A 23,129-nucleotide genomic window follows, 5' to 3' on the forward strand; every position below is an offset into this window, starting at 1 on the left:
GTAATACAATGAAATTCTTAGTCACAGGTGCTGCTGGTTTTATTGGCTTTCATGTGAGCCAGAGATTATTGCAAATGGGGCATGAGGTTGTGGGTATCGACAACCTTAATGACTATTATGATGTGAGTCTCAAACAAGCACGGTTAGATCTATTATTTGATAAGTCAGGTTTTAAATTTGAAAAGCTAGATTTAGCTGACAGAATAGCCATTCCCGATCTTTTTTCGCGACACCAATTTCAGCGGGTTATCCATCTGGGAGCTCAGGCGGGTGTTCGCTATTCGTTGCAAAACCCAATGGCTTACATTGATTCGAATATAATAGGGCATATCAATATCCTGGAAGGTTGCCGTTATAATAATGTTGAGCATTTATTATATTCTTCTTCTAGTTCTGTTTATGGATTAAATAGAAAGCAACCGTTTTCTACAAATGATTCGGTTGATCATCCAGTTTCACTATATGCGGCAACGAAAAAATCAGATGAATTAATGTCTCACAGTTACTCTCATCTTTATCAGTTGCCAACGACAGGCTTGCGCTTCTTTACAGTATATGGTCCGTGGGGACGTCCTGATATGGCTTTATTTAAGTTCACCAAGGCCATGTTATCAGGGCAGCCTATTGATGTTTATAACCACGGTAATATGGTTAGAGATTTTACGTATATAGATGATATCGTTGAATCAATAATCAGATTGCAAGACATCATTCCCACACCAAATGAGAGCTGGATGGTTGAAGATGGGCAAATATCTGCCAGCTCTGCCCCTTACTGTATTTATAATATTGGTAATGGTCAACCAACTAGACTAGGTGATTTTATTGAAGCAATAGAAGAATCATTAGGCATTCTGGCTAAGAAAAATTTTATGCCCATGCAAGATGGTGATGTTCTGTCGACCTGTGCTGATTCAAGTGACATTTTCCAAAAAATAGGGTTTGCCCCAAATACATCTGTGAAGCAGGGTGTGAAGCAGTTTGTAGAGTGGTATTTGAGTTTCTATCATAAGTCTAAATAAGATAAGGAGCCATTGGCTCCTTATCTATTGAATCAACGACAGTGACCAGAGAGAAGTAAATAGTTGTGTCTGTTTGATTATTAATTTATCTAGGCATTGGCTAAGTGAGTAACTAGCCTTGCTTTACCATAAAGAAATGATACAAAAAACGGGCAACTCGACTAAATTCTTCTCAAAGATACTTATCTCGCTTATACGATAGACGTTAATTCTTTTGTCAGCTAAGTTGTTTTATAATAAAAACACCCTTCTATTTTAAAAGGGTGTTTTTAATTAAATTAACTTGAAAAACAATGGATTAGAGTAAGAAACTTTCCAGTGTTCTTCCTTCTTCTTCAATTGCTTTTTTGATAACAGCAGGTGTACGTCCTTGGCCAGTCCAAGTTTTAGTTTCACCATTTGTATCAACATATTGGTATTTAGCTGGACGTGCGGGACGTTTTGCTTTACCAGCAGATTTGCCGGAGCTCATTGTCTGAAGCAATTCGCTTGGATCAATTCCTTGGTCAAGAATCATTTTACGAACTTCTTCCAATTTACGTGTACGTTCCTCTAATTCAGCTTGTACCTGACTTTCTTCTTCACGACGTTCTTCAACAACGACGGTCAGTTTTTCAAGTATTTCATCTAAGAACTCAAGTTGGCATTCTCTTGCTTGGGCTCGTAAAGTACGGATGTTATTTAGGGTTTTTAAATCGCTCATTGTCCTGGTCTCAAATTATTAATGATGATGGCGGATGTGGATATAATAATAGAATGCTATTTTATTTTCTGCAATAGTCAATTTCTCATATTCCGATAAAATGGCTCTTTTTTTTAAACGTAATTTCTTTACAAAAGTTATATAGCGCTTTTTATACAGCTATTTCGATTGTCATTCCCCAATAACATGTTCAGGGTACCTTTAACAAAGAGGGGACATGATAATCTCTCTAATTTATAAACCAGGTATATACTAAATCGGTAAGTAATTTTAACTGTTTCTTATCATACCTGATAAAGCAGGATAATACTAAGTTAAAAAAAACTTATGACTAATCCATGAGTTATCGTTGATTTACTGTTACCGTTTTCTGGAAGTAAATCACGCACATTATTAATTTGCATACGATATGCAACAAATCAGACTGGCTTTCATTTTTTAATTTAAACATGAACATTTGTCATTCAAATGCGCTTTATTACTCGGCTGGTGTGATGGTGGTCATGAATCATTAAGACATCACTAAGCTAAATATTTCGGTATATCAACCAGTGCAGCTTACTGAGATGGATAATCACAACTCAAGTTTATGGTAAACTCATCTGACTATATGGCTTTATAAATTTTGTTAAGGGGCAGGGTTGATGGCTCAACTTTATTTTTATTACTCCGCAATGAATGCTGGAAAATCGACATCCTTGTTGCAATCCTCTTATAACTATAATGAAAGAGGGATGAAAACGCTGGTTTTTACCGCGGAAATTGACACCCGGTTTGAAAATGGAAAAGTCAATTCTCGGATTGGATTATCTTCTGATGCACTTCTATTTAGTCAACAGACAGATATTGGTGAGTTGATCAGAAATGAAAATAAGCAGGCAAAAGTGCATTGTGTGCTTATTGATGAGTGCCATTTTCTCACGAAAGCACAGATTGAACAGATATGTAAGGTGACCGACTACGATGATATTCCGGTTCTTTGTTATGGGCTGAGAACTGATTTCAGAGGCGAGCTTTTCAGTGGTAGCCAGTATCTTCTGGCGTGGGCTGATAAGTTAGTTGAATTAAAAACTATTTGCTATTGTGGACGCAAAGCGAACCGTGTATTACGTTTTGATAGCGAAGGTGCGGTCATTTATGATGGTGAACAAGTTGATATCGGTGGCAATGAAAAATATGTGTCTGTTTGCCGTAAGCACTATATGGATGCTATTAGTGAGGCGAGGAAAAACAGAAAAGACAGCATGTAATGGATAGACTTTCTGTGAAGCGGTCGGATGCTCTGTTTGAGAGTTTGTATTAAGAATAGAGCAGCGGTAAGTTAAAGGGTGCTGATATCAGCACCCTTAAGTGGTATTTAATCAGTTAATAAATTTGTTCTTATTGGCTTTTTTCTGTTGCAACGGTTTCTGTAAATTCTCGTCCATAGTATGAATCCAACAGCAATTGTTTTAGCTCAGAAATCAGCGGGTAGCGCGGATTAGCACCGGTACATTGGTCGTCGAAGGCATCTTCAGATAACTTATCAATTTTTGCCAAGAAGTCAGCTTCTTGAATGCCTGCTTCACGGATAGATGTCGGGATACCTAGCTCAGACTTGAGCTCTTTCAGCCAGGCTAACAGTTTTTCAATTTTTGTGACAGTATGGTCACCAGTAGCAGATAAACCGAGATGATCGGCAATTTCAGCGTAACGACGGCGGGCCTGTGGGCGATCATATTGACTGAATGCAGTCTGTTTGGTTGGGTTATCATTAGCGTTATAACGAATAACATTACAAATCAGCAATGCGTTAGCCAGGCCATGCGGGATATGGAACTCAGAACCCAGTTTATGCGCCATAGAGTGGCATACCCCCAAGAAAGCATTAGCAAATGCAATCCCTGCAATAGTTGCTGCATTATGAACCCGTTCACGGGCAACTGGGTTAGTGGCCCCTTCATGATAGCTGGTTGGGAGGAACTCTTTCAGTAGTTTTAGCGCTTGCAGTGCTTGTCCGTCAGAGTATTCGTTTGCTAAGACTGATACATAAGCTTCCAAAGCGTGAGTGATGGCATCTAACCCACCAAAAGCACAGAGTGATTTCGGCATATCCATGACTAGATTGGCATCAACGATAGCTATATTAGGAGTCAATTCATAATCAGCCAGTGGATATTTCTGACCGGTTGCATCATCAGTGACAACTGCAAATGGTGTCACTTCAGAACCGGTGCCGGAAGTTGTGGTAATGGCGACCATTTTCGCTTTAACCCCCATTTTGGGGAATCTATAGATGCGTTTACGGATATCCATAAACCGTAGAGCTAGCTCTTCGAAATGAGTTTCAGGGTGTTCATACATCACCCACATAATTTTGGCCGCATCCATTGGGGACCCTCCCCCCAGGGCAATAATGATGTCCGGTTTGAATGAGTGCATTTGTTCCGCACCCTTACGAACAGTGCTTAGGGTAGGGTCTGCTTCAACTTCAAAGAAAACTTCTGTTTCTATCCCATGGGATTTCAGCACATCAGTGACTTGATCAGCATAACCATGATTAAATAAGAAACGGTCTGTTACGATAAAAGCGCGTTTTGCACCGTCGGTTGCAATTTCTTCTAATGCCACAGGCAGGGAGCCGCGACGGAAGTAAATTGATTTCGGAAGTTTATGCCACAGCATATTTTCTGCTCTTTTCGCCACGGTTTTGGTATTGATGAGATGTTTGGGTCCGACATTTTCAGAGATGGAATTTCCTCCCCAAGAGCCGCAACCTAGTGTCAGAGAGGGAGCAAGCTTGAAGTTGTAGAGATCACCGATACCGCCCTGAGAAGCAGGAGTATTCACGAGAATACGAGCTGTTTTCATTTTATCGCCGAAATACTTGATTCGTGCCGCCTGATTGTCCTGATCGGTATACAAGCAGGAAGTGTGACCAATTCCGCCCATTTCAACCAATTTTTCTGCCTTTTCTACGGCATCTTCAAAGCTATTACCACGATACATAGCGAGCAGTGGAGACAATTTTTCGTGAGCAAAGGGTTCTACTTTATCAGTCAAACTCACTTCTCCAATCAAGATCTTGGTCCTTTCAGGAACATTAATGCCTGCCATTTCGGCAATTTTTGTTGCAGATTGACCAACAATTTCCGCATTTAGACTCCCGTTTTTCAGAATGATATCTTGAACAGCTTTCAGTTCCTTGCCTTGTAACAGATAACCGCCATGAGTAAAGAAACGTTTACGCACCTGATCATACACTGCATCCACCACGATAACGGATTGCTCTGAAGCGCAGATGACACCGTTGTCAAAGGTTTTAGACATCAGAATAGATGCAACAGCACGTTTAATATCAGCTGATTCATCAATGACAACCGGGGTGTTACCGGCACCTACGCCGATTGCGGGCTTACCAGAGCTGTACGCCGCTTTTACCATACCTGGGCCACCGGTCGCCAGGATTAGATTGATGTCTTGGTGGTGCATCAATGCAGTGGAAAGTTCAACGGAGGGTTCATCAATCCAGCCAATAATATCTTTTGGCGCACCAGCGGCAACCGCAGCGGATAGAACCAATTCTGCTGCTTTAGTTGTTGCTTTTTTGGCGCGTGGGTGGGGTGAGAGAATAATACCGTTACGGGTTTTTAGGCTGATGAGGGCCTTAAAAATAGCGGTAGATGTTGGGTTGGTGGTTGGCACGATACCGCAGATTAAGCCAATAGGTTCGGCGATAGTGATGGTGCCGAATGTTTTATCCTCAGACAAAATGCCGCAGGTTTTATCATCTTTATAAGCGTTATAGATATATTCGGAAGCAAAGTGGTTTTTGATTACTTTGTCTTCGACAATGCCCATACCGGATTCTGCTACGGCTAATTTTGCTAAAGGGATACGTGCATCTGCCGCTGCAAGGGCCGCTGCGCGGAAGATTTTGTCAACTTGCTCCTGAGAAAAGTTAGCAAATTCACGTTGTGCTTTTTTTACCCTGGCAACGAGTTCGTTCAGTTCAGTAACATGAGTTACAGTCATAAAGAAGTACTCCTGAAAAATATTAAAAATCTTTTAATATCAATGAATAAGTATTTTTTAGACTATTTAACTTGGTGATTTTTTGGTAACTACAGGTTACCATTTGGTATTAAATATATATTGATCTTAATCACATAAATCCCCAAGCTGATTCCTTTCAGCTTGGGTCAGTGATAGTTATTATTGATTGGGTTGTAAATAGCGTTAAGAAGTTGAATTTTTAATCTAATAAAAATATCGGGTTAACAACTTGTTATATAAGATATTTTAAATTAAAAAATGCGTTGTGGTCGATGGAAAAGAGAACTTCGCCAGTATAAGGTGAAGAAAAAATTAAGTTTTCTATGGTTTTTGGGAGAGCAATCATGAGAATGTTTTTAACAACACAGCGTAACTCAATAGAGGTTCTTTGTGGGTGACTTACTGCTGGATCTGCCTGGTTACATTAAGTTTTTTGTTGGGCTGTTTGCACTGGTCAATCCTGTTGGTATTTTGCCGGTTTTTATCAGTATGACTCACTACCAAGCCCAATCGGCTCGTAATAGAACTAACTTTATTGCCAATATTTCTGTTGCCATCATTTTATGGACAGCTTTGCTGTTAGGTGACTCGATACTGCGTATGTTCGGCATTTCCATTGACTCTTTTCGTATTGCTGGTGGGATTTTGGTTGTGACCATCGCGATGTCGATGATTAACGGTAAACTTGGAGAGGACAAACAGAATAAGCAGGAAAAATCAGAAACAGCTGTTAGAGAAAGTGTTGGTGTTGTGCCGCTGGCATTGCCGTTAATGGCAGGTCCCGGTGCAATCAGTTCTTGTATTGTCTGGAGTTCTCGTTATCAGGGATGGCAGAATTTTATTGGTTTGATGATTACCAGCGCGTTGTTTGCGCTTTGCTGCTGGTTATTATTTCGATCTGCACCTTTAGTCGTCAAATATCTTGGGCAAACAGGCATTAACGTTATCACCCGAATTATGGGACTGCTATTGATGTCTTTGGGAATTGAACTGATTGTGACAGGGATCAGAGCGCTATTCCCAGGGTTGCTTTGATATGATTTACGATAAAAGGTGTTAGCTTTCATTCTAGTGAAATTACAAATTATAATATTCTTATCATTTTTATTATAAAGCCTATTTCATAGGCTTTTCTCCTTTCTTTTACCGGTACTTCCTGAATTTTATACAAATAACCCAATATTTTTCTAAATTATTCTTTCCTGTTAGTTCGATGTGTAACTGGTTGCTTCCACCACAGTTTTGTGATGAATGTAGGTTTTTAATTTGCATTGATTGCAATTTGTTAAAATTATGTTTATTTTCATCTTTGGTCTAGCTTTGTTTACTATTTTAGTTAAGTTTTAAGTTAATAATGCTATACATATCAATTTGTTATAATGAATTTTGGGATGTTTTATCAATTAATGTAATAAGTCGTACTAAGTTGCTTGTAAGGATGATTTTTACAATATGAGAGCGATATTTTAACAATAGATATGATAAGTTGCCTTTAATATTTAATCCGTTACTTTGGGCTAAATAATGTGAAGATACCGGCCTTGATGGGATATGTTGAATGAACAGATCCATCAAACTGGAGGTAAAAAATGAAGATCAAACAATTAAAATTACATAAGTTTATTTCCTGTATATTTTTATTATCAGCGTTTCTTGTTACCGCCGTGTCTGCCGTTGAACTTCCAGATGGTGTGAAACTTGCGGATAAACAACAAATTATTATTAATAATGGCACCGAAGTTGCCTCGCTTGATCCACATAAAGTTGAAGGAGTACCAGAAAGCAACATTATTCTTAATCTCCTGGAAGGGTTAGTGAGGACGGGTTCTGAGGGAGAAATTGTGCCAGGCGTTGCGACCCATTGGGAAAATCAGGATTCCCAAGTATGGACGTTTTATCTGCGTGATAATGCTAAATGGAGTGATGGAACGCCTGTCACTGCCCACGATTTTGTCTATAGCTGGCAACGGTTAGCTGACCCAAAAGTGGGTTCACCTTATGCTAGCTATCTTCAATATGCTTATGTTGAAAATATTAGTGATGTTCTGAGAGGTAAAAAATCTCCTGATCAGTTGGGCGTAAAGGCGTTGGATGATCATCGTTTACAGGTGACTCTGACGCATCCTGTGCCTTATTTCGTCAGTATGCTCAGCCATACGGCAATGAAACCGGTGAAAAAGGATGTGGTTGAAAAATGGGGCAATAAATGGACACTGCCAGAAAATTATGTCGGTAATGGGGCGTATTCGTTGAAAGAGTGGGTGGTCAATGAGCGGATAGTGCTCGAACGCAACCCTAGATATTGGAATAATGCAAAAACAGTTATTGATCAAGCGACTCTCTTACCTCTTCAATCTGAAACCAGTGATATTAACCGCTATCGGAGTGGAGAGATAAATATCACCCACAGCGTCATTCCGCCGACTCTGTATCAGAAAATGAAAAAAGATATCCCCGATCAGGTTCGCGTCAGCCCTTATCTCTGTACGTTTTATTACGAAATCAACAATAAAAAACCGCCGTTTACTGATGCCAGAGTCCGCGAAGCAGTCAAGCTAACTCTTGACCGGGATATTATTGCGGGGAAAATTATGGGGCAGGGGCAAATACCGGCTTATGGTTTTACGCCAACATTTATCGGGGGCGGCGATTTTGCTAAACCAGAATGGGCTAATTGGACACAGGAGCAGCGTAATAAACGCGCGAGAGAATTGTTGGCTCAGGCCGGTTTCAATCAGGCGAATCCATTGAAGTTCACATTGTTATACAACACATCTGAGCAAAATAAACAGCAGGCTATTGCCGCCGCTTCTATGTGGAAAAAGAATCTAGGAGCGGATGTGATTTTGCAGAATCAGGAATGGAAAACTTCTCTTGAAAGCCGCCATCAAGGGAATTATGAGGTGACCAGAGCGACCTGGTGTGCTGATTACAATGAACCTACCGCATTTTTAAATATGTTGTTGTCAGACAGCAGCAATAACACGACTTTTTATCAGAATAAAAATTTTGATAGCTATCTGGAACAGGCATTAATCGCTAAGGATGCTATTGAGCGTAAGAAATTATACCAACAAGCCGAGTTTCAATTGGATAAAGACTCGGTGCTGATTCCCGTTTATTACCGGGTAAGTGTACGGCTTGTTAGCCCATCAGTGGGAGGGTTTTCAGGGAAAGACCCATTGGATTATATGGATATTAAGCGACTGTATATGATAAAAAATTAGACAATAGCTTTATTCAAAAGAGTTACTGAGACCCTGCAAACAAAATCGTTCCTTTTGTATGCAGGTGGTAATTCACCCCTTATTTCTGGGCCGTCGGCTGATAACAAATCTGACGGTATAAAATTGGAGTAGAAAAAGATGATAAACACAACGAAAAAGAAACTACTTACTGTCAGCATCAGCGCTGCACTGAGTATGATAATCGCAAGTCAGGTCTTTGCTGCAAAAGTGCCTGAAGGTGTTCAATTAGCTGATAAACAGGTTTTAGTCCGTAATAACGGCTCTGAGCCGCAATCGTTAGATCCACATAAGATTGAAGGGGTACCAGAATCACATTTGGCACGCGATCTGTTTGAAGGTGTTGTCATCGTTGGCCCGAATGGTGAAATTTTACCGGGTTCTGCGACCAGTTGGGAGAATAAAGACTTCACCGTCTGGACATTCCATATGCGTAAAGAGGCTAAGTGGTCTAATGGTGATCCTGTCACAGCGCATGATTTTGTTTACAGTTGGCAACGTTTAGCTGATCCCAATACTGCTTCTCCCTATGAAAGTTATCTCCAGTATGCCCATTTCACCAATATTGATGACATCATTAGTGGTAAAAAGAAACCAGATACTTTGGGAGTAAAGGCGTTGGATGACTATACATTGCAGCTTACATTGAGCGAAGCGGTTCCTTATCTGCCAAAACTTTTAGCTCACTCTTCAATGGCTCCGGTGCATAAAGCTACGGTAGAAAAATATGGCGAAAAATGGACTCAGCCACAGAATTTTGTCGGTAATGGGGCCTATAAACTAAAAAATTGGATAGTCAACGAACGTATTGTGATGGAGCGTAGCCCGACATACTGGGATAACAAAAATACCGTTATTGATCAGGTTACTTTCCTACCAATTTCGTCAGAGGTCACGGATGTAAACCGCTATCGCAGTGGCGAAATTGATATGACTTATGCCAATTTACCGATTGAGCTATTCCAGAAGCTGAAAAAAGAGAGCCCGAACGAGTTGCATATTAACCCATATTTATGTACTTACTACTACGAAATTAATAACGAAAAACCCCCATTTAATGATCCCCGCGTCCGTACTGCACTGAAATTGTCTATGGATCGCGATATTGTGACCAATAAAGTCAAAGCACAGGGTGATATTCCTGCTTCCGGTTATACACCGCCGTTTACTGATGGTTTTAAAGAAACAAAACCAGTGTGGTTTACTGGTTGGAGTCAGGAACAGCGCAACCAAGAAGCTAAGAAATTACTGGCCGAAGCAGGTTATAATAAAGATAATCCATTGAAATTTAACTTGCTTTATAACACCTCTGATCTGCATAAAAAAATTGCAATCGCTGTATCTTCTGTTTGGAAGAAAAATTTAGGCGCTGATGTTCGTTTAGAAAACCAAGAGTGGAAAACTTTCCTCGATACTCGACATCAGGGTAATTATGACGTAGCCCGTGCTGGCTGGTGTGCGGATTACAACGAACCTTCTTCATTCTTGAATTCAATGCTTTCTTACAGTAGTAATAACACATCTCATTATAAGAGTGATGAGTTTGATAAGCTGATGAAAGAATCTCTGAAAGTGGCGACAGATGATGAACGTGCTGCGGTTTATCAGAAAGCAGAAGCGCAGTTAGATAAAGATTCGGCTATTGTCCCCCTTTATTACTATGTGAATACCCGGTTAGTGAAGCCCTATGTTGGTGGCTATACAGGGAAAGATCCTTTGGATAATTTACACACCAAAGATTTTTATATTATCAAACACTAATCGTTGTAAAGCAGCCCGGAAAGGGCTGCTTTAGTGTCAAATTATTTTAAGGCCAGGGTTAAGGGCCAACACATAGGAACGGGCGATGATTAAGTTTATTTTACGCCGTTGTTTAGAGGCGATCCCGACACTTTTTATTCTTATTACTATTTCGTTTTTCATGATGCGGTTGGCGCCGGGCAGCCCATTTACTGGTGAGCGGAAATTGCCACCAGAAGTGATGGCAAACATTGAAGCGAAATATCATTTGAATGACCCAATTTATAAACAATATTTTGATTACTTAATTCAACTCACTAAAGGAGATTTTGGGCCTTCTTTCAAATATAAGGACTACTCGGTTAACGATCTGGTAGCAACAGCATTTCCAGTATCGGCTAAATTAGGTGCCTCGGCATTTATCATGGCGGTTGTCTTGGGGGTCAGCGCCGGGGTTATTGCTGCACTTAACCAAAATACCAAATGGGATTATACGGTTATGGGGTTCGCCATGACGGGGGTTGTTATTCCAGGTTTTGTCGTGGCGCCGTTACTGGTGTTGGGGTTCGCTATTCATCTTAAATGGCTGCCGGGAGGAGGCTGGAATGGCGGGGCGCCTAAGTATATGATTTTGCCGATGGTAGCGCTGTCTTTGGCCTATATCGCCAGTATTTCCCGTATTACCCGGAGTTCGATGATAGAAGTGCTGCACTCTAATTTTATTCGTACTGCGCGAGCCAAAGGGTTGCCATTGCGCATTATTATTTTCCGCCATGCTTTAAAACCCGCATTGTTACCGGTTATCTCTTATATGGGACCGGCTTTTGTCGGCATCATCACCGGCTCGATGGTGATTGAAACAATCTTCGGGTTACCGGGAATAGGGCAGTTGTTTGTTAATGGGGCATTGAACCGTGACTATTCGTTAGTGTTAAGTCTGACTATTTTAGTTGGCAGTTTGACTATTCTGTTCAATGCGATTGTTGATGTGCTGTACGCTGTTATCGATCCGAAGATTCGTTATTAAGATTGGAGCATGCAATGATAGTTAATAAACAAAACAGCGAAGCTTTGGAAAATTTCTCTGAGCAATTAGAAATTGAAGGCCGTAGTTTGTGGCAGGATGCACGGCGTCGTTTTATTCACAACCGGGCAGCGATTGCCAGTTTGTGTCTGTTATCTTTGATTACCTTGTTTGTGATCCTGGCGCCGATGTTAGCTCAATTTACTTATGACGATACTGACTGGGCCATGATGTCGATGCAGCCTGATTTTGAATCGGGTCACTATTTTGGTACTGATTCTTCCGGTCGTGATTTGTTGGTGCGTGTTGCCATTGGGGGGCGCATTTCGTTGATGGTTGGGGTGGCAGCCGCTTTGGTGGCGGTAGTCGTCGGAACATTATATGGATCATTATCCGGCTATATGGGCGGAAAAATAGATTCAGTCATGATGCGTCTGCTGGAAATTTTGAATTCATTTCCATTTATGTTCTTTGTGATCCTGTTGGTGACTTTCTTCGGACAGAATATTTTTCTGATATTTGTCGCTATCGGCATGGTGTCATGGTTGGATATGGCGCGTATTGTCCGCGGTCAGACACTGAGCTTGAAACGTAAGGAGTTTATTGAAGCGGCGTTGGTGTGTGGTGTGCCAACCCGTCATATTGTGCTGCGCCATATTGTCCCTAATGTATTGGGAGTGGTGGTGGTTTATGCATCTTTATTAGTGCCAAGCATGATTTTGTTTGAATCATTTCTTAGCTTTCTGGGATTGGGAACTCAAGAGCCGTTAAGCAGTTGGGGCGCATTGTTAAGTGATGGTGCGAATTCGATGGAAGTTTCCCCGTGGTTGCTGATGTTTCCTGCCGGTTTTCTGGTGGTGACACTGTTTTGTTTTAACTTTATCGGCGACGGCTTGCGTGATGCCCTCGATCCGAAAGATCGTTAAGGAGGTAACATGGACAGCGTTAAAAACCAGAAAAGTTCTGAGCCGTTGTTAATTGTTAAAGAGTTGGACGTGACTTTTAGTACCCCTGACGGGGATGTGACAGCGGTGAATAAGCTGAATTTTGATTTACGAGCGGGGGAAACTCTGGGAATTGTAGGGGAGTCTGGTTCGGGCAAATCACAAACCGCTTTTGCTTTGATGGGGCTACTTGCCAGAAACGGCAAAATTGGGGGTTCCGCTATTTTTAATGGCAGGGAAATTCTTAACCTTGAAGAAAAAAAGCTTAACCGCATGAGAGCGGAAGAGATATCAATGATATTTCAGGACCCAATGACATCTCTCAATCCCTATATGCGTATCGGCGATCAACTGACAGAAGTATTGATGTTGCATAAGCATATGAGTAAAAGTGAGGCATACCTTGAATCGATACGGATGCTGGATGCCGTCAAAATGCCAGAAGCGCTTAAGCGAATGCGGATGTATCCTCATGAATTTTCTGGTGGAATGCGTCAGCGTGTGATGATCGCAATGGCGTTGTTATGTCGACCAAAATTGTTGATTGCTGATGAACCAACGACCGCGCTTGATGTCACGGTTCAGGCTCAGATTATGACTTTACTGAATGAACTGAAACGAGAATTTAATACTGCGATTATTATGATTACTCACGATTTGGGCGTAGTTGCAGGTATTTGTGACAAAGTGTTGGTGATGTATGCGGGGAGAACAATGGAATATGGCTCGGCCCGTGAAGTATTTTATCAACCCACCCATCCTTATTCTATTGGCCTGCTTAATGCTGTTCCGCGTCTTGATGGTGATGAAGAGTCACTGACGACCATTCCCGGAAATCCGCCCAACTTATTACGGTTGCCGAAAGGATGTCCGTTCCAGCCACGCTGTCAGTTTTCAGTAGATCGTTGTATAAATTGTGAGCCAGGGTTGGAGACATTTGGCAACGGACGTTTGCGAGCTTGTTTTAAAGCACCGGGAGAATTGGTATGAGTCCGATTGAAGAAAGACGTGTGCTGCTGGAAGTAGCAGATTTGAAAGTTCACTTTGATATCAAAGATGGCAAACAGTGGTTTTGGCAACCAACAAAGACCTTGAAAGCGGTTGATGGCGTCACATTAAGGTTATACGAAGGGGAAACTCTTGGTGTGGTTGGTGAGTCTGGTTGCGGTAAGTCGACTTTTGCTCGTGCAATTATCGGATTGGTCAAATCTTCCGGTGGTTCGGTGACGTGGTTGGGAAAAAGCTTGCTGGATATGAATGATAAGCAGTGGCAGGATATTCGTAGTGATATCCAGATGATATTCCAAGATCCATTAGCATCCTTAAACCCGCGAATGACGATTGGCGATATTATCGCTGAGCCATTGCGTACCTATCATCCAAAGATGAAAGGGCCAGAAATTAAAGAGCGGGTAAAAACCATGATGATGAAGGTTGGATTACTGCCGAATCTAATTAACCGCTATCCGCATGAATTCTCTGGCGGTCAGTGCCAACGTATCGGGATTGCTCGTGCGCTTATTCTTGAACCTAAGTTGGTGATTTGCGATGAACCGGTATCTGCACTTGATGTATCCATTCAGGCTCAGGTAGTGAACCTATTGCAGGAATTACAACGGGAAATGGGGCTGTCGCTAATTTTTATCGCCCATGATTTGGCGGTGGTTAAGCACATATCTGACCGTGTACTGGTGATGTATCTCGGGCATGCGGTGGAATTGGGCACTTATGATGAGGTTTATCATAATCCACAGCACCCTTATACCAAAGCGTTGATGTCGGCAGTGCCGGTGCCTGATCCAGATAAAGAACGGGATAAGCACATTGAATTGTTGGAAGGAGAATTACCATCACCCATCAACCCGCCATCAGGATGTGTTTTTCGTACACGCTGCCCAATGGCAGATCCTGAATGTGCTAAAACACGGCCATTGATGGAAGGGAGTTTCCGCCATGCTGTGTCTTGTTTGAAGGTTGATCCGCTGTAGTTAAGATTGATCGATTGTCGTTAAGGTTAATCAATTGTAGTTATTGAGGAACTTTGTAAGACATTCAATGTGAGAGTTACTTTTGGGGTTTTATATCAGGACTCAGACCTGCATTAAAACGGGTAGCTCTCATTTTTTGCAGAAAAAAGAGCAGATCAAAATAACTGACTTTAATTTTTCACTCTTTCCACAAAATATGGTAAATCAGGTGAGATTTTTCCCGGCAAATGAGGATACGGGCAAAAACATCGTTGATCTCGGCATCTTCAGATTCTGCTAGCCCGATAATGACTTCGGCAAAAAAATCGGGGTTTGGAGTGAAATCCACGTGTTCAAGCCACTCATCAGAAGGGGGCAATAATTCTGCGCCGCCACGTATTTCGAATTGCAAGCTAAATAGCAGAATATCAGCGGGATCAAGGTTGAACGAAGCCAGTTCAAGAAAGATGTCATAGGCTTTCTCAAGGGTTTCATCTTCTGTCATTCGGTTATTGAGGTCTAAATCCATAGTTTGTGAGGATCTGTTGTCCATATTGATTTATTTGTGGGTCGTGATGAAGAATTAAAACATGATGAAGTCTTGATTGATACCCCCGTCTTGTAAAGACGAGGGTATTGATCACAGTAGTGGACTAAAAAAGTAACAAATACGCTCAATAATCCGATGCCACAAAGGGCGTTGCTCCCACTCATTGATTTCCAGCAATGTGGAATGGGCGATATAATCGTATTGCACCAGCGTTAGATCATGACCAAAGTTTTCATCATCAATAACCACGGTAATTTCAAAATTTAGCCACAGGCTACGCATATCAAGATTAACGGAACCCACCATACTGAGTTGGCCATCAACTAAAACGCTTTTGGTATGTAGCAATCCATCTTCAAACTGATAAATCTTAACACCGGCGTTTAATAGTTCAGCAAAAAATGCCCGGCTTGCCCAACGAACTAAGAAGAAATTATTTCTGCGTGGAACGATAACAATAACTTCAACCCCTCGTAAAGCTGCGGTGCAAATAGCATTTGTCAGGTCATCACTGGGAACAAAATAAGGGGTAGTTAAAATCAGTTGCTTACGGGCAGAGAAAATAGCCGTCATTAAAGATTGTTGAATCAATTCCTCAGGGAATCCGGGGCCGGATGCAATAACCTGAGTTGTGTGTCCGCTGGCCTGTTCAAATGGCATGATATTGTTATCTGGTGATGGCGGAAAGATACGCTGACCTGTTTCCATTTCCCAGTCACAAGCGTAAATAACCCCCATAGTCGTGGTAACCGGCCCTTCCATTCGTACCATAATGTCGATCCATTGCCCAACGCCGGCATCTTGTTTAAAGAAGCGTGGATCGACCATATTCATACTGCCGGCATAAGAGATATAATTATCTATCAAGATAATTTTACGATGCTGGCGCAGATCCATACGGCGTAGAAATAAACGGAATATATTGACTCGCAAAGCTTCAACAAATTCAATTCCTGCCTTGCGCATGATATCCGGGTATTGGCTACGGCAATATAACCAGCTACCGGCTGAATCCACCATAATACGGCATCTGACTCCTCGGTGTGCTGCGGCCATAAGAGCATCCGTCACTTGTTCAACCAAGCCGCCGGTTTGCCAGATGTAAAACACCATATCAATACTGTGTTTGGCATTCTCAATATCTTTGATAATGGTTTTTAGTGAATGGTCATAGGTTGTCAGTAGTTGGATCTTGTTACCTTTAACACCCGCAAGCCCTTGCCGTCGTTCGCAAAGCTGGAATAGCGGTGTCGCGACTTCGCTATTTTCTGTGGCGAAGATATGACGAGATTTGCGCAATTCTTCAAGCCATACGGTTGTTGAAGGCCACATGGCTTTTGCTTGTTCAACTCTGCGTTTTCCCAAATGCAGCTCACCAAATGACAGGTAAGCGATGATTCCAACTAAGGGTAGGATATAAATAATCAGCAGCCAGGTCATGGCAGAAGTGACAGGCCGGCGTTTTATCAGAATGCGTAAAGTGATACTGGCAACAATCAGCCAATAAAAGAAAATAGCAAGCCAACTTAGGACGGAATAAAAGGTTGTCATATTCGGCAATCAATCCTGTTTTGTTCAGACATCTTTGGTGGCGTTTAACATGGTTTCCTCAAGACTCGATATATACCCGTCATCTTTCAAGTTGCCTCTTTGTTGGCTGCGCTCACTCACCCCGGTCACATAGTTTGCTATGCTCCCGGGGATTCATTCCCTTGCCGTCGCGATGCATCTTGAAATCAATAGGGTATATAAACGATCTAATTAACTTGGTGAATTTACCAAAAAATCGGCAAATATACTGCAAGCATCATACTTGATATTGGTCATTTCGCATTATTGATATAAAAAGTACTATCCAGATACGCCTTGGATATCTTTTTTAAAGGCTTATAATGAGCGTGATGTTTTTATAGGTAGGTTTTATGAAACGTAGTCGGAATGAAGTAGGGCGGTGGCGGATATTACGCCAGAATTTCAACCGCCGTCGCCGTTGGCTGGAAGGGCAGTCAAGACGTAATTTGCGTATTTATTCACTGCGTAAATTAGATGGTTATAAACAGCGTCGAGCTTTATTGTTTGTTCAGCATGGCGAATGGATACATTGAAAAAATAATATTTTTGGCCTTATATTCACGCTCACCTACAATCTTTATTGAATATGATTGCTATTTGCATTTAAACTAGCAGTCATTCGAGGATTGACTATTATGCTGCTAATCAAGAATTCCCTTATGCGCTGGATACATTGGCCAATATTGTTGTCAGTTTGTTTACACGTTTCTGTTGCTGCCGCACTTTTTTGTTCTGCAATACCGGAAAAGCAGCCTGATGCTGCACTTATGTCTGTTGCTATGATTCAGTTAGCTGCCGAGGAAGCTTCTGTTTCAGAGCCGGCAGCGCCTGAGCCTGAATCAGAGCCAGAGGAGCCGGAACCTGTTCCAGAGCCGGTAATTCCAAAACCAGAGGTGAAGAAGCCGAAACCGGAAGTGAAGAAAAAGGTTGTTAAAAAGCAATCTGAACCCGTTGAAAAGAGGGCTGAACAACCGGAAAAGCCGTTGTTTAATCAGAATGCATTGGCTAACCGTACTGATAATAATCAGAATAAACCGGTGGTTAAACCGCAGAATGGGCCAAGAGCATTAAGTAAAGCGTTACCTGTCTACCCATCCAGAGCTTCAGCATTGGGCACCGAAGGTTATGTGAAAGTCAAATATGATATTGATGGAGATGGACGGGTAAAAAATATAGAAGTGATTGGCGCTAATCCACCCAATGTTTTTGAAAGGGAAGTGAAAAAGGCGATGAGAAAATGGCGCTTTGAAAAAATACCCGCGATTGGTTATATCACAACCGTCGAATTTAAAATTACGGGTATATCTCAATCCTGATTGTCGGGGAAATGCAAATAAAAAAGGAGCATTATTAACACGCTCCTTTTTCCATTAATGTTTATTCGCTAGTACTGCTAGCGAGTTGGAACTGAGTTTTACCTTCTGGTAACCGACGTGAGGTATTATCTTCATTAACCGCAACATAAGTGAATACCGCTTCGGTTGCACGATAGCGTTGGCCGACAGGTTCAGAGGCGACTTTCTTCACCCAGACTTCGATGTTGATGGTAATCGAACTGTTACCGGTTTTGAGACAATGCGCATAGCAGCAGACGACATCACCAACGGCAACAGGTTTCAGGAAAGTAATACCATCTACTCTGACAGTGACAACACGGCCTTCCGCAATTTCTTTTGCCAGAATTGCACCACCAATATCCATTTGTGACATTAACCATCCACCAAAAATATCTCCATTGGCGTTGGTATCAGCGGGCATAGCCAGTGTGCGGAGGACTAACTCTCCGTTAGGTAATTGTTGTTGTGTCATTGAAAACTTTACTTTATTTGATGAAAAAACAATACCTGCCTACAGACGATAGCAGGCAGGTATCCATTTGAATAAGGTTACTTCTGTTCGCGTGGCAGGTGACGGTAAATATATACTACACTGAGCACGGTGAAAACCAGAGTCAGGGCAGTCAGACCAAATACTTTAAAGTTAACCCAGACATCTTGTGGTAACCAGAATGCGACATAAATATTAGCTAGCGCACAGGCTGTAAAAAACAGCGCCCATGCCATATTGAGCTTATTCCAAACAAGATCGGGTAAAATTAACTCTTTTCCTAGCATTTTCTGAATGAGTGGTTTTTTCATAAACCACTGGCTGCCTAGCAAAGCTAATGCGAATAATGCATAGATTACAGTGACTTTCCATTTAATAAATAGATCACTATGGAAAGCTAAAGTTAACGTACCGAAAACAGCAACCATGATAAACGTGATCAGGGAGGCTTTCTCTACTTTCCGGTAGATGGAATAAGTAATAGCGACAGCTAAACCGGTGGCGGCGATCAACGCCCCGGAAGCGTAGAAAATGTCATACATTTTGTATACGACAAAAAAGACGACTAGAGGTAGAAAGTCTAAAAGTTGTTTCATATTTGAACCTATTGTAATTCCGGCATTTGATTATCATCCGGTTTTAGTCATTGAATGGACTAGCAGCAACAGTATGGTTTTATACCCGTTATCTTTCAAGTTGCCTCTTTGTTGGCTGCACTCACTCACCCCGGTCATATAGTTTGCTATGCTCCCGGGGATTCGCTCCCTTGCCGTCGCGATGCATCTTGAAATCCATAGGGTATATCTATCAATAAAAAAGGTTTTTATCGATCGGTTTCGCACAATTTTACCATAAAGAGCGGCGTAATTAACTTCCGGTTGTCAGTGAACATATAACGCAGCATTATAACGAAAACCCGTTGAAAAATAAGAGGGCATAAACCAGATGCAGTGGAAAAAACTACAGCGTTGGATGCCAGGGTTGGGTAATTTTTCTCATTATCGTAAGGAATGGTTTAGTCATGATTTAAGAGCTGGGCTTTCTGTCGCCGCAGTTGCTCTGCCAGTTGCTATTGCTTACGCCGAATTGATGGGAATAAGTGCAATTATTGGTCTTTATGCATGCATTTTACCCATGTTCGCTTATGCACTATTTGGTACTTCAAGACAGTTGATTGTCGGGCCAGATGCCGCAACGTGTGCTGTTATTGCAGCGGCTGTCGCGCCATTGGTTTTTGATAATGAAGATGTACGCTGGCAGCTCACGATCGTCATGACCTTAATGACCGGGATATGGTGTGTTCTCGCCAGTCATTTCCGATTAGGCGCGTTTGCTGATTTTCTTTCCAAACCGATCCTGAAAGGATTAATGAACGGTGTTGCATTGACAATCATTGTGGATCAGCTAGCTAAAGTCTTTGGTTTTGCTGGCGTTCCGGCGGGATTGATTGAACGGGTGATCGCATTACCTGTCAAGCTCATGAGTACACATTTACCGACGTTAGCAATGTCTGTTGCTATAGTATTGATTTTGCTCACGGTGCGTTTCTTGCGTCCGACTTGGCCTGGGCCTTTGTTGGCAATGGTATTAGCGACTTATATAAGCTGGCAATTTGATCTGGAAAAATATGGCATTCAGATTGTTGGCAGTGTCAGTGGTGGGGGATTACCTGTTGTGCCAATGCCCGATTTCCAGCCAGGCATTATGCGTGAGCTAGTTATCCCATCTTTGAACCTTGCTGTTATCAGTTTTGTCAGTTTCATGATGACGGCCCGTAGCTTCGCCAGTAAAAATGGTTATCAGATTGATGCAGATTGTGAACTTAGGGCCTTAGGCATTGCGAACATTGCTTCTGCTTTATCACAAGGATTTGCTGTCAGTGCTGCCAGCAGTCGTACTGCGGTTAATGATGCGATTGGTGGGAAAACGCAATTGGTCTCTGTTATTGCAGCGACTATTATTTTGCTGGTTTTGTTATTTATGACCCGTTTCCTGGCTTATATCCCATTGTCATCTCTTGGTGTAGTACTGATTTATTCAGCATCGTCACTGTTGGATTTACGGCGGATTTGGTCACTGAGGAAACGAAATCATCAGGCATTTACTTTATCACTGTTTACGTTGATTGCTGTGCTGGTGGTTGGTTTGATTAACGGTGTTGGTTTCGCTGTTCTGCTTGGTTTATTACAGTTTTTGCGAATTATATTCCGCCCGACAGATCAGCTCTTGGGGGTAAATGACCAAGGAATGATTCATTCGATTAATCATGGCAATGATATTAAACCAATAGATGGTGTGATGATGTACCGATTTAACTCGCCATTGACTTATTTCAATGTTAGCTATTTTAAAAAACGGGTACTACAGCATGTTGACAGAATTCAAAAAATTAACAAAACGCAAAAACGTCCGGGTTGGCTGGTTGTCGATGCGGCTGTTAGTTTTACCCATGATGATGTCAGTGTATTTGCTGCTATTGATGAGTTGATTAGTGAATTGAAAGTAAGAGATATCACATTGGTGCTCGCCGGTCGTCGGACAGAACTTACCCGTTGGATAAAACAGAATAAACTGCAAAGTAGCGATGACGATCTGATTGTGGCGCCCGATCTCTATTTTGCGGTACGAATGATTCAAAGTAAGCCTGAATGGTACTCTAATTACGCTAAAAGATAATAATTTAGAGCCTAAAATCTGGTTTACTTCCATGATTGCTCTTGCTCAAGTACTTAGCAGTGATAATATTGCGCTTCTGCGTCTTATAGATGAGCACAAACCAGAGACAATCGCGGAGCTGGCTAATTTATCAGGAAGGAAACCAAGCAATCTGTCAGTGACATTAAAGACGCTTAGCCAACATGGTTTTGTAACGCTGGAAAAAAGTAATAGAAGCGTAAAACCAAAGGCGCTGTTTACTGATTTTGAAATAAAAATTGAGCAGGAAATCAGTGAAAGAGTTATGTCATCTTGTGGGGCTAAAAATATAGCAGCTTGAAATAGCAAATTTAATACAACGTAAGTTAATACAACGCAAACTTGTTTATGACTTTCAGCCTCATAGTTTTATTACTGTGAGGTCTGATTGAACAATTGTTAAGCTATAGTTCATTTGTAATAGAATTATTGGTATTAGCAAATGAATACGATAAATAAAGTAGTCATATATGAAATTATATTAAAAAAATAGTTTTTAATTTTCGCACGTGTGATTATTGACCACTGCTTTTCTATTAATTTGAGATATCAGATCCTAAATCCCTGCCTTTCATTAATATTTCTTGTTAAAAAACAATGTGATTGAAGTATTACGTATTTAATACCACGTTACATTTTGTTTTTTGATAAGTATATTTTAACAAAGCAAAATCATTATTACTTGTACAATAACTATTTAGGACGTTCCAATGAAAAAGGCATTGATAGCCTCAGCAGTGGCAGTTGGTTTATCTGTATTCACATTTGCAGCAAATGCTGGAGAAAGTTCGATTTCTGGCGGCTATGCTCAGAGTCATGTGAAGGTTGATGGTGAAAAGCTTGATGAAAACCCAAAAGGTTTTAACCTGAAATATCGTTACGAGCTGGATAATAATTTTGGTGTTATTGGCTCATTCACCCTGACACATCAGGGTTATAATTACTATTATGGTAGTAGAAAGATTGGCACTGGTGATTTAGATTATTATTCTTTAATGGCAGGTCCTACATATCGCTTTAATGAGTACGTAAGTGTATATGGTCTGGTTGGTGCTGCACACGGAAAGGAAAAGGCAAAGGGTAATGCTGCTGTGTTGGGCTATGATGTTGAATATAAAGAAAGTAAGACCTCTGCTGCTTATGGTTTAGGATTGCAGTTTAACCCTATGCCAAATTGGGTTATTGATGCATCTTATGAATATTCGAAAGTAGGTGACTATAAAATAGGCACTTGGGTAATTGGTGCGGGTTATCGATTTTAAATAGTGTTTCCAATGTAGTCGTTCCTTTAAAGGGAATTCAGTCCAGTTTTTGTGATTTGAAAAATCCAATTAAGTGACTGAAGATAATAAATTAATGTTAGAACCAACTCTCTGTTAGCTTGTTAGATGGTTGATTTAAAGGCTGTCGAAATAATGAGGATAGAGAGTACGGATTTTCATCAGGGATTATTGAAACAGGATATATGTTGTGACTACTTTGCCAGTTGTAGATTTGTGTTGGTTTAGTGTCCATATATCTATTTAGTATTTAGTTGAAATTGCTAGTCCATGTTTAGCCATGTAATCTGAAGATTATTCCTTTATTAGTTATCACTATCTATTCTAGACAAAATTCCCTGTTGTAAGACAGGGAATTTTTTTGCTTTTATCTCAATAGTGAAGTGATGAAATGCTAATAAGTACAAAAAATATCCGATTAAGATGGAAAGATTATCTTGTTCAGGATGGAAAGCAGTCATTGCCTTATCTTGTTAAACGGAAACTTAACAAAAAACGGGATTGAGTTGTTTTCTATTGGTTGCTG

General features: G+C 41.2%; 20 protein-coding genes. 14 read left to right on the top strand and 6 right to left on the bottom strand.

Features of this window, described 5'->3' with window-relative positions; genetic code table 11:
- Positions 1-8: 8 nt before the first annotated feature.
- Positions 9-1,022, top strand: a complete 1,014-nt coding sequence (locus tag AACQ83_RS01020; protein WP_112875864.1) for an NAD-dependent epimerase — start codon at positions 9-11, stop codon at positions 1,020-1,022.
- Between the two features lie 298 nt (positions 1,023-1,320).
- On the opposite strand, the gene hns is transcribed toward AACQ83_RS01020, so the two are convergent.
- Positions 1,321-1,725, bottom strand: coding sequence for a histone-like nucleoid-structuring protein H-NS (gene hns / locus AACQ83_RS01025; protein WP_112875865.1), 405 nt, complete (start codon positions 1,723-1,725; stop codon positions 1,321-1,323).
- Positions 1,726-2,369: 644 nt separating this feature from the next.
- Between hns and AACQ83_RS01030 the strand changes: the two genes are divergently transcribed.
- Positions 2,370-2,975: a thymidine kinase gene (locus AACQ83_RS01030; RefSeq protein WP_112875866.1), complete on the top strand. Its 606-nt coding sequence runs from the start codon at positions 2,370-2,372 to the stop codon at positions 2,973-2,975.
- A 130-nt stretch (positions 2,976-3,105) separates the two neighbouring features.
- Here AACQ83_RS01030 and adhE read toward each other — a convergent pair whose 3' ends face one another.
- Entirely contained in the window at positions 3,106-5,739 is a 2,634-nt protein-coding gene (gene adhE / locus AACQ83_RS01035) for a bifunctional acetaldehyde-CoA/alcohol dehydrogenase (protein ID WP_112875867.1), read from the bottom strand.
- Positions 5,740-6,150: 411 nt separating this feature from the next.
- Between adhE and AACQ83_RS01040 the strand changes: the two genes are divergently transcribed.
- The 7 genes from AACQ83_RS01040 (at position 6,151) to oppF (ending at position 14,701) form a co-directional block, all read left to right on the top strand.
- Positions 6,151-6,795, top strand: coding sequence for a YchE family NAAT transporter (locus AACQ83_RS01040; RefSeq protein WP_112875868.1), 645 nt, complete (start codon positions 6,151-6,153; stop codon positions 6,793-6,795).
- Positions 6,796-7,349: 554 nt separating this feature from the next.
- Positions 7,350-8,987: an ABC transporter substrate-binding protein gene (locus AACQ83_RS01045; protein ID WP_112875869.1), complete on the top strand. Its 1,638-nt coding sequence runs from the start codon at positions 7,350-7,352 to the stop codon at positions 8,985-8,987.
- A gap of 138 nt (positions 8,988-9,125) precedes the next feature.
- Positions 9,126-10,766, top strand: coding sequence for an oligopeptide ABC transporter substrate-binding protein OppA (oppA, locus tag AACQ83_RS01050; protein ID WP_112875870.1), 1,641 nt, complete (start codon positions 9,126-9,128; stop codon positions 10,764-10,766).
- 85 nt (positions 10,767-10,851) lie between these two features.
- The gene (gene oppB, locus AACQ83_RS01055) at positions 10,852-11,772 is read left to right on the top strand and encodes an oligopeptide ABC transporter permease OppB (RefSeq protein WP_112875871.1); all 921 of its coding nucleotides are present in this window, start codon (positions 10,852-10,854) and stop codon (positions 11,770-11,772) included.
- 14 nt (positions 11,773-11,786) lie between these two features.
- On the top strand, positions 11,787-12,695 hold the full coding sequence (gene oppC / locus AACQ83_RS01060; protein ID WP_112875872.1) for an oligopeptide ABC transporter permease OppC: 909 nt from the start codon (positions 11,787-11,789) through the stop codon (positions 12,693-12,695).
- Positions 12,696-12,704: 9 nt separating this feature from the next.
- The gene (locus tag AACQ83_RS01065; protein ID WP_112875873.1) at positions 12,705-13,703 is read left to right on the top strand and encodes an ABC transporter ATP-binding protein; all 999 of its coding nucleotides are present in this window, start codon (positions 12,705-12,707) and stop codon (positions 13,701-13,703) included.
- The gene (gene oppF / locus AACQ83_RS01070; protein WP_112875874.1) at positions 13,700-14,701 is read left to right on the top strand and encodes a murein tripeptide/oligopeptide ABC transporter ATP binding protein OppF; all 1,002 of its coding nucleotides are present in this window, start codon (positions 13,700-13,702) and stop codon (positions 14,699-14,701) included. The genes AACQ83_RS01065 and oppF overlap by 4 nt, the downstream gene beginning before the upstream one ends.
- 178 nt (positions 14,702-14,879) lie before the next feature.
- Here the strand turns inward: oppF and AACQ83_RS01075 are convergent, their stop codons facing one another.
- The gene (locus tag AACQ83_RS01075; protein WP_112875875.1) at positions 14,880-15,209 is read right to left on the bottom strand and encodes an HI1450 family dsDNA-mimic protein; all 330 of its coding nucleotides are present in this window, start codon (positions 15,207-15,209) and stop codon (positions 14,880-14,882) included.
- Between the two features lie 111 nt (positions 15,210-15,320).
- Positions 15,321-16,781, bottom strand: coding sequence for a cardiolipin synthase (cls, locus tag AACQ83_RS01080; protein WP_112875876.1), 1,461 nt, complete (start codon positions 16,779-16,781; stop codon positions 15,321-15,323).
- Between the two features lie 371 nt (positions 16,782-17,152).
- Here cls and AACQ83_RS01085 point away from each other — a divergent pair, with 371 nt between their 5' ends.
- Positions 17,153-17,335, top strand: coding sequence for a YciY family protein (locus AACQ83_RS01085; RefSeq protein ID WP_112875877.1), 183 nt, complete (start codon positions 17,153-17,155; stop codon positions 17,333-17,335).
- A 102-nt stretch (positions 17,336-17,437) separates the two neighbouring features.
- A complete protein-coding gene (gene tonB, locus AACQ83_RS01090) occupies positions 17,438-18,118 on the top strand; it encodes a TonB system transport protein TonB (RefSeq protein WP_112875878.1) in 681 nt (226 codons plus the stop codon).
- Positions 18,119-18,179: 61 nt separating this feature from the next.
- Here the strand turns inward: tonB and yciA are convergent, their stop codons facing one another.
- Positions 18,180-18,611 (bottom strand): acyl-CoA thioester hydrolase YciA, encoded by a 432-nt coding sequence (gene yciA, locus AACQ83_RS01095; protein WP_112875879.1) that lies wholly within the window; start codon positions 18,609-18,611, stop codon positions 18,180-18,182.
- 77 nt (positions 18,612-18,688) lie between these two features.
- Complete coding sequence (locus AACQ83_RS01100) at positions 18,689-19,225, bottom strand: septation protein A (protein WP_112875880.1); 537 nt, start codon at positions 19,223-19,225, stop codon at positions 18,689-18,691.
- Between the two features lie 349 nt (positions 19,226-19,574).
- Between AACQ83_RS01100 and AACQ83_RS01105 the strand changes: the two genes are divergently transcribed.
- From AACQ83_RS01105 to AACQ83_RS01115, 3 genes are all read left to right on the top strand, one after another.
- Positions 19,575-21,305 (top strand): SulP family inorganic anion transporter, encoded by a 1,731-nt coding sequence (locus AACQ83_RS01105; protein WP_112875881.1) that lies wholly within the window; start codon positions 19,575-19,577, stop codon positions 21,303-21,305.
- A gap of 16 nt (positions 21,306-21,321) precedes the next feature.
- On the top strand, positions 21,322-21,624 hold the full coding sequence (locus AACQ83_RS01110) for an HVO_A0114 family putative DNA-binding protein (protein ID WP_445260522.1): 303 nt from the start codon (positions 21,322-21,324) through the stop codon (positions 21,622-21,624).
- Between the two features lie 409 nt (positions 21,625-22,033).
- Positions 22,034-22,585, top strand: a complete 552-nt coding sequence (locus AACQ83_RS01115) for an Ail/Lom family outer membrane beta-barrel protein (protein ID WP_112875883.1) — start codon at positions 22,034-22,036, stop codon at positions 22,583-22,585.
- Positions 22,586-23,129: the final 544 nt, after the last annotated feature.

Origin of the sequence: Photorhabdus sp. S10-54 (genome assembly GCF_963878145.1) — a bacterium.
Lineage (GTDB): Bacteria > Pseudomonadota > Gammaproteobacteria > Enterobacterales > Enterobacteriaceae > Photorhabdus > Photorhabdus kayaii.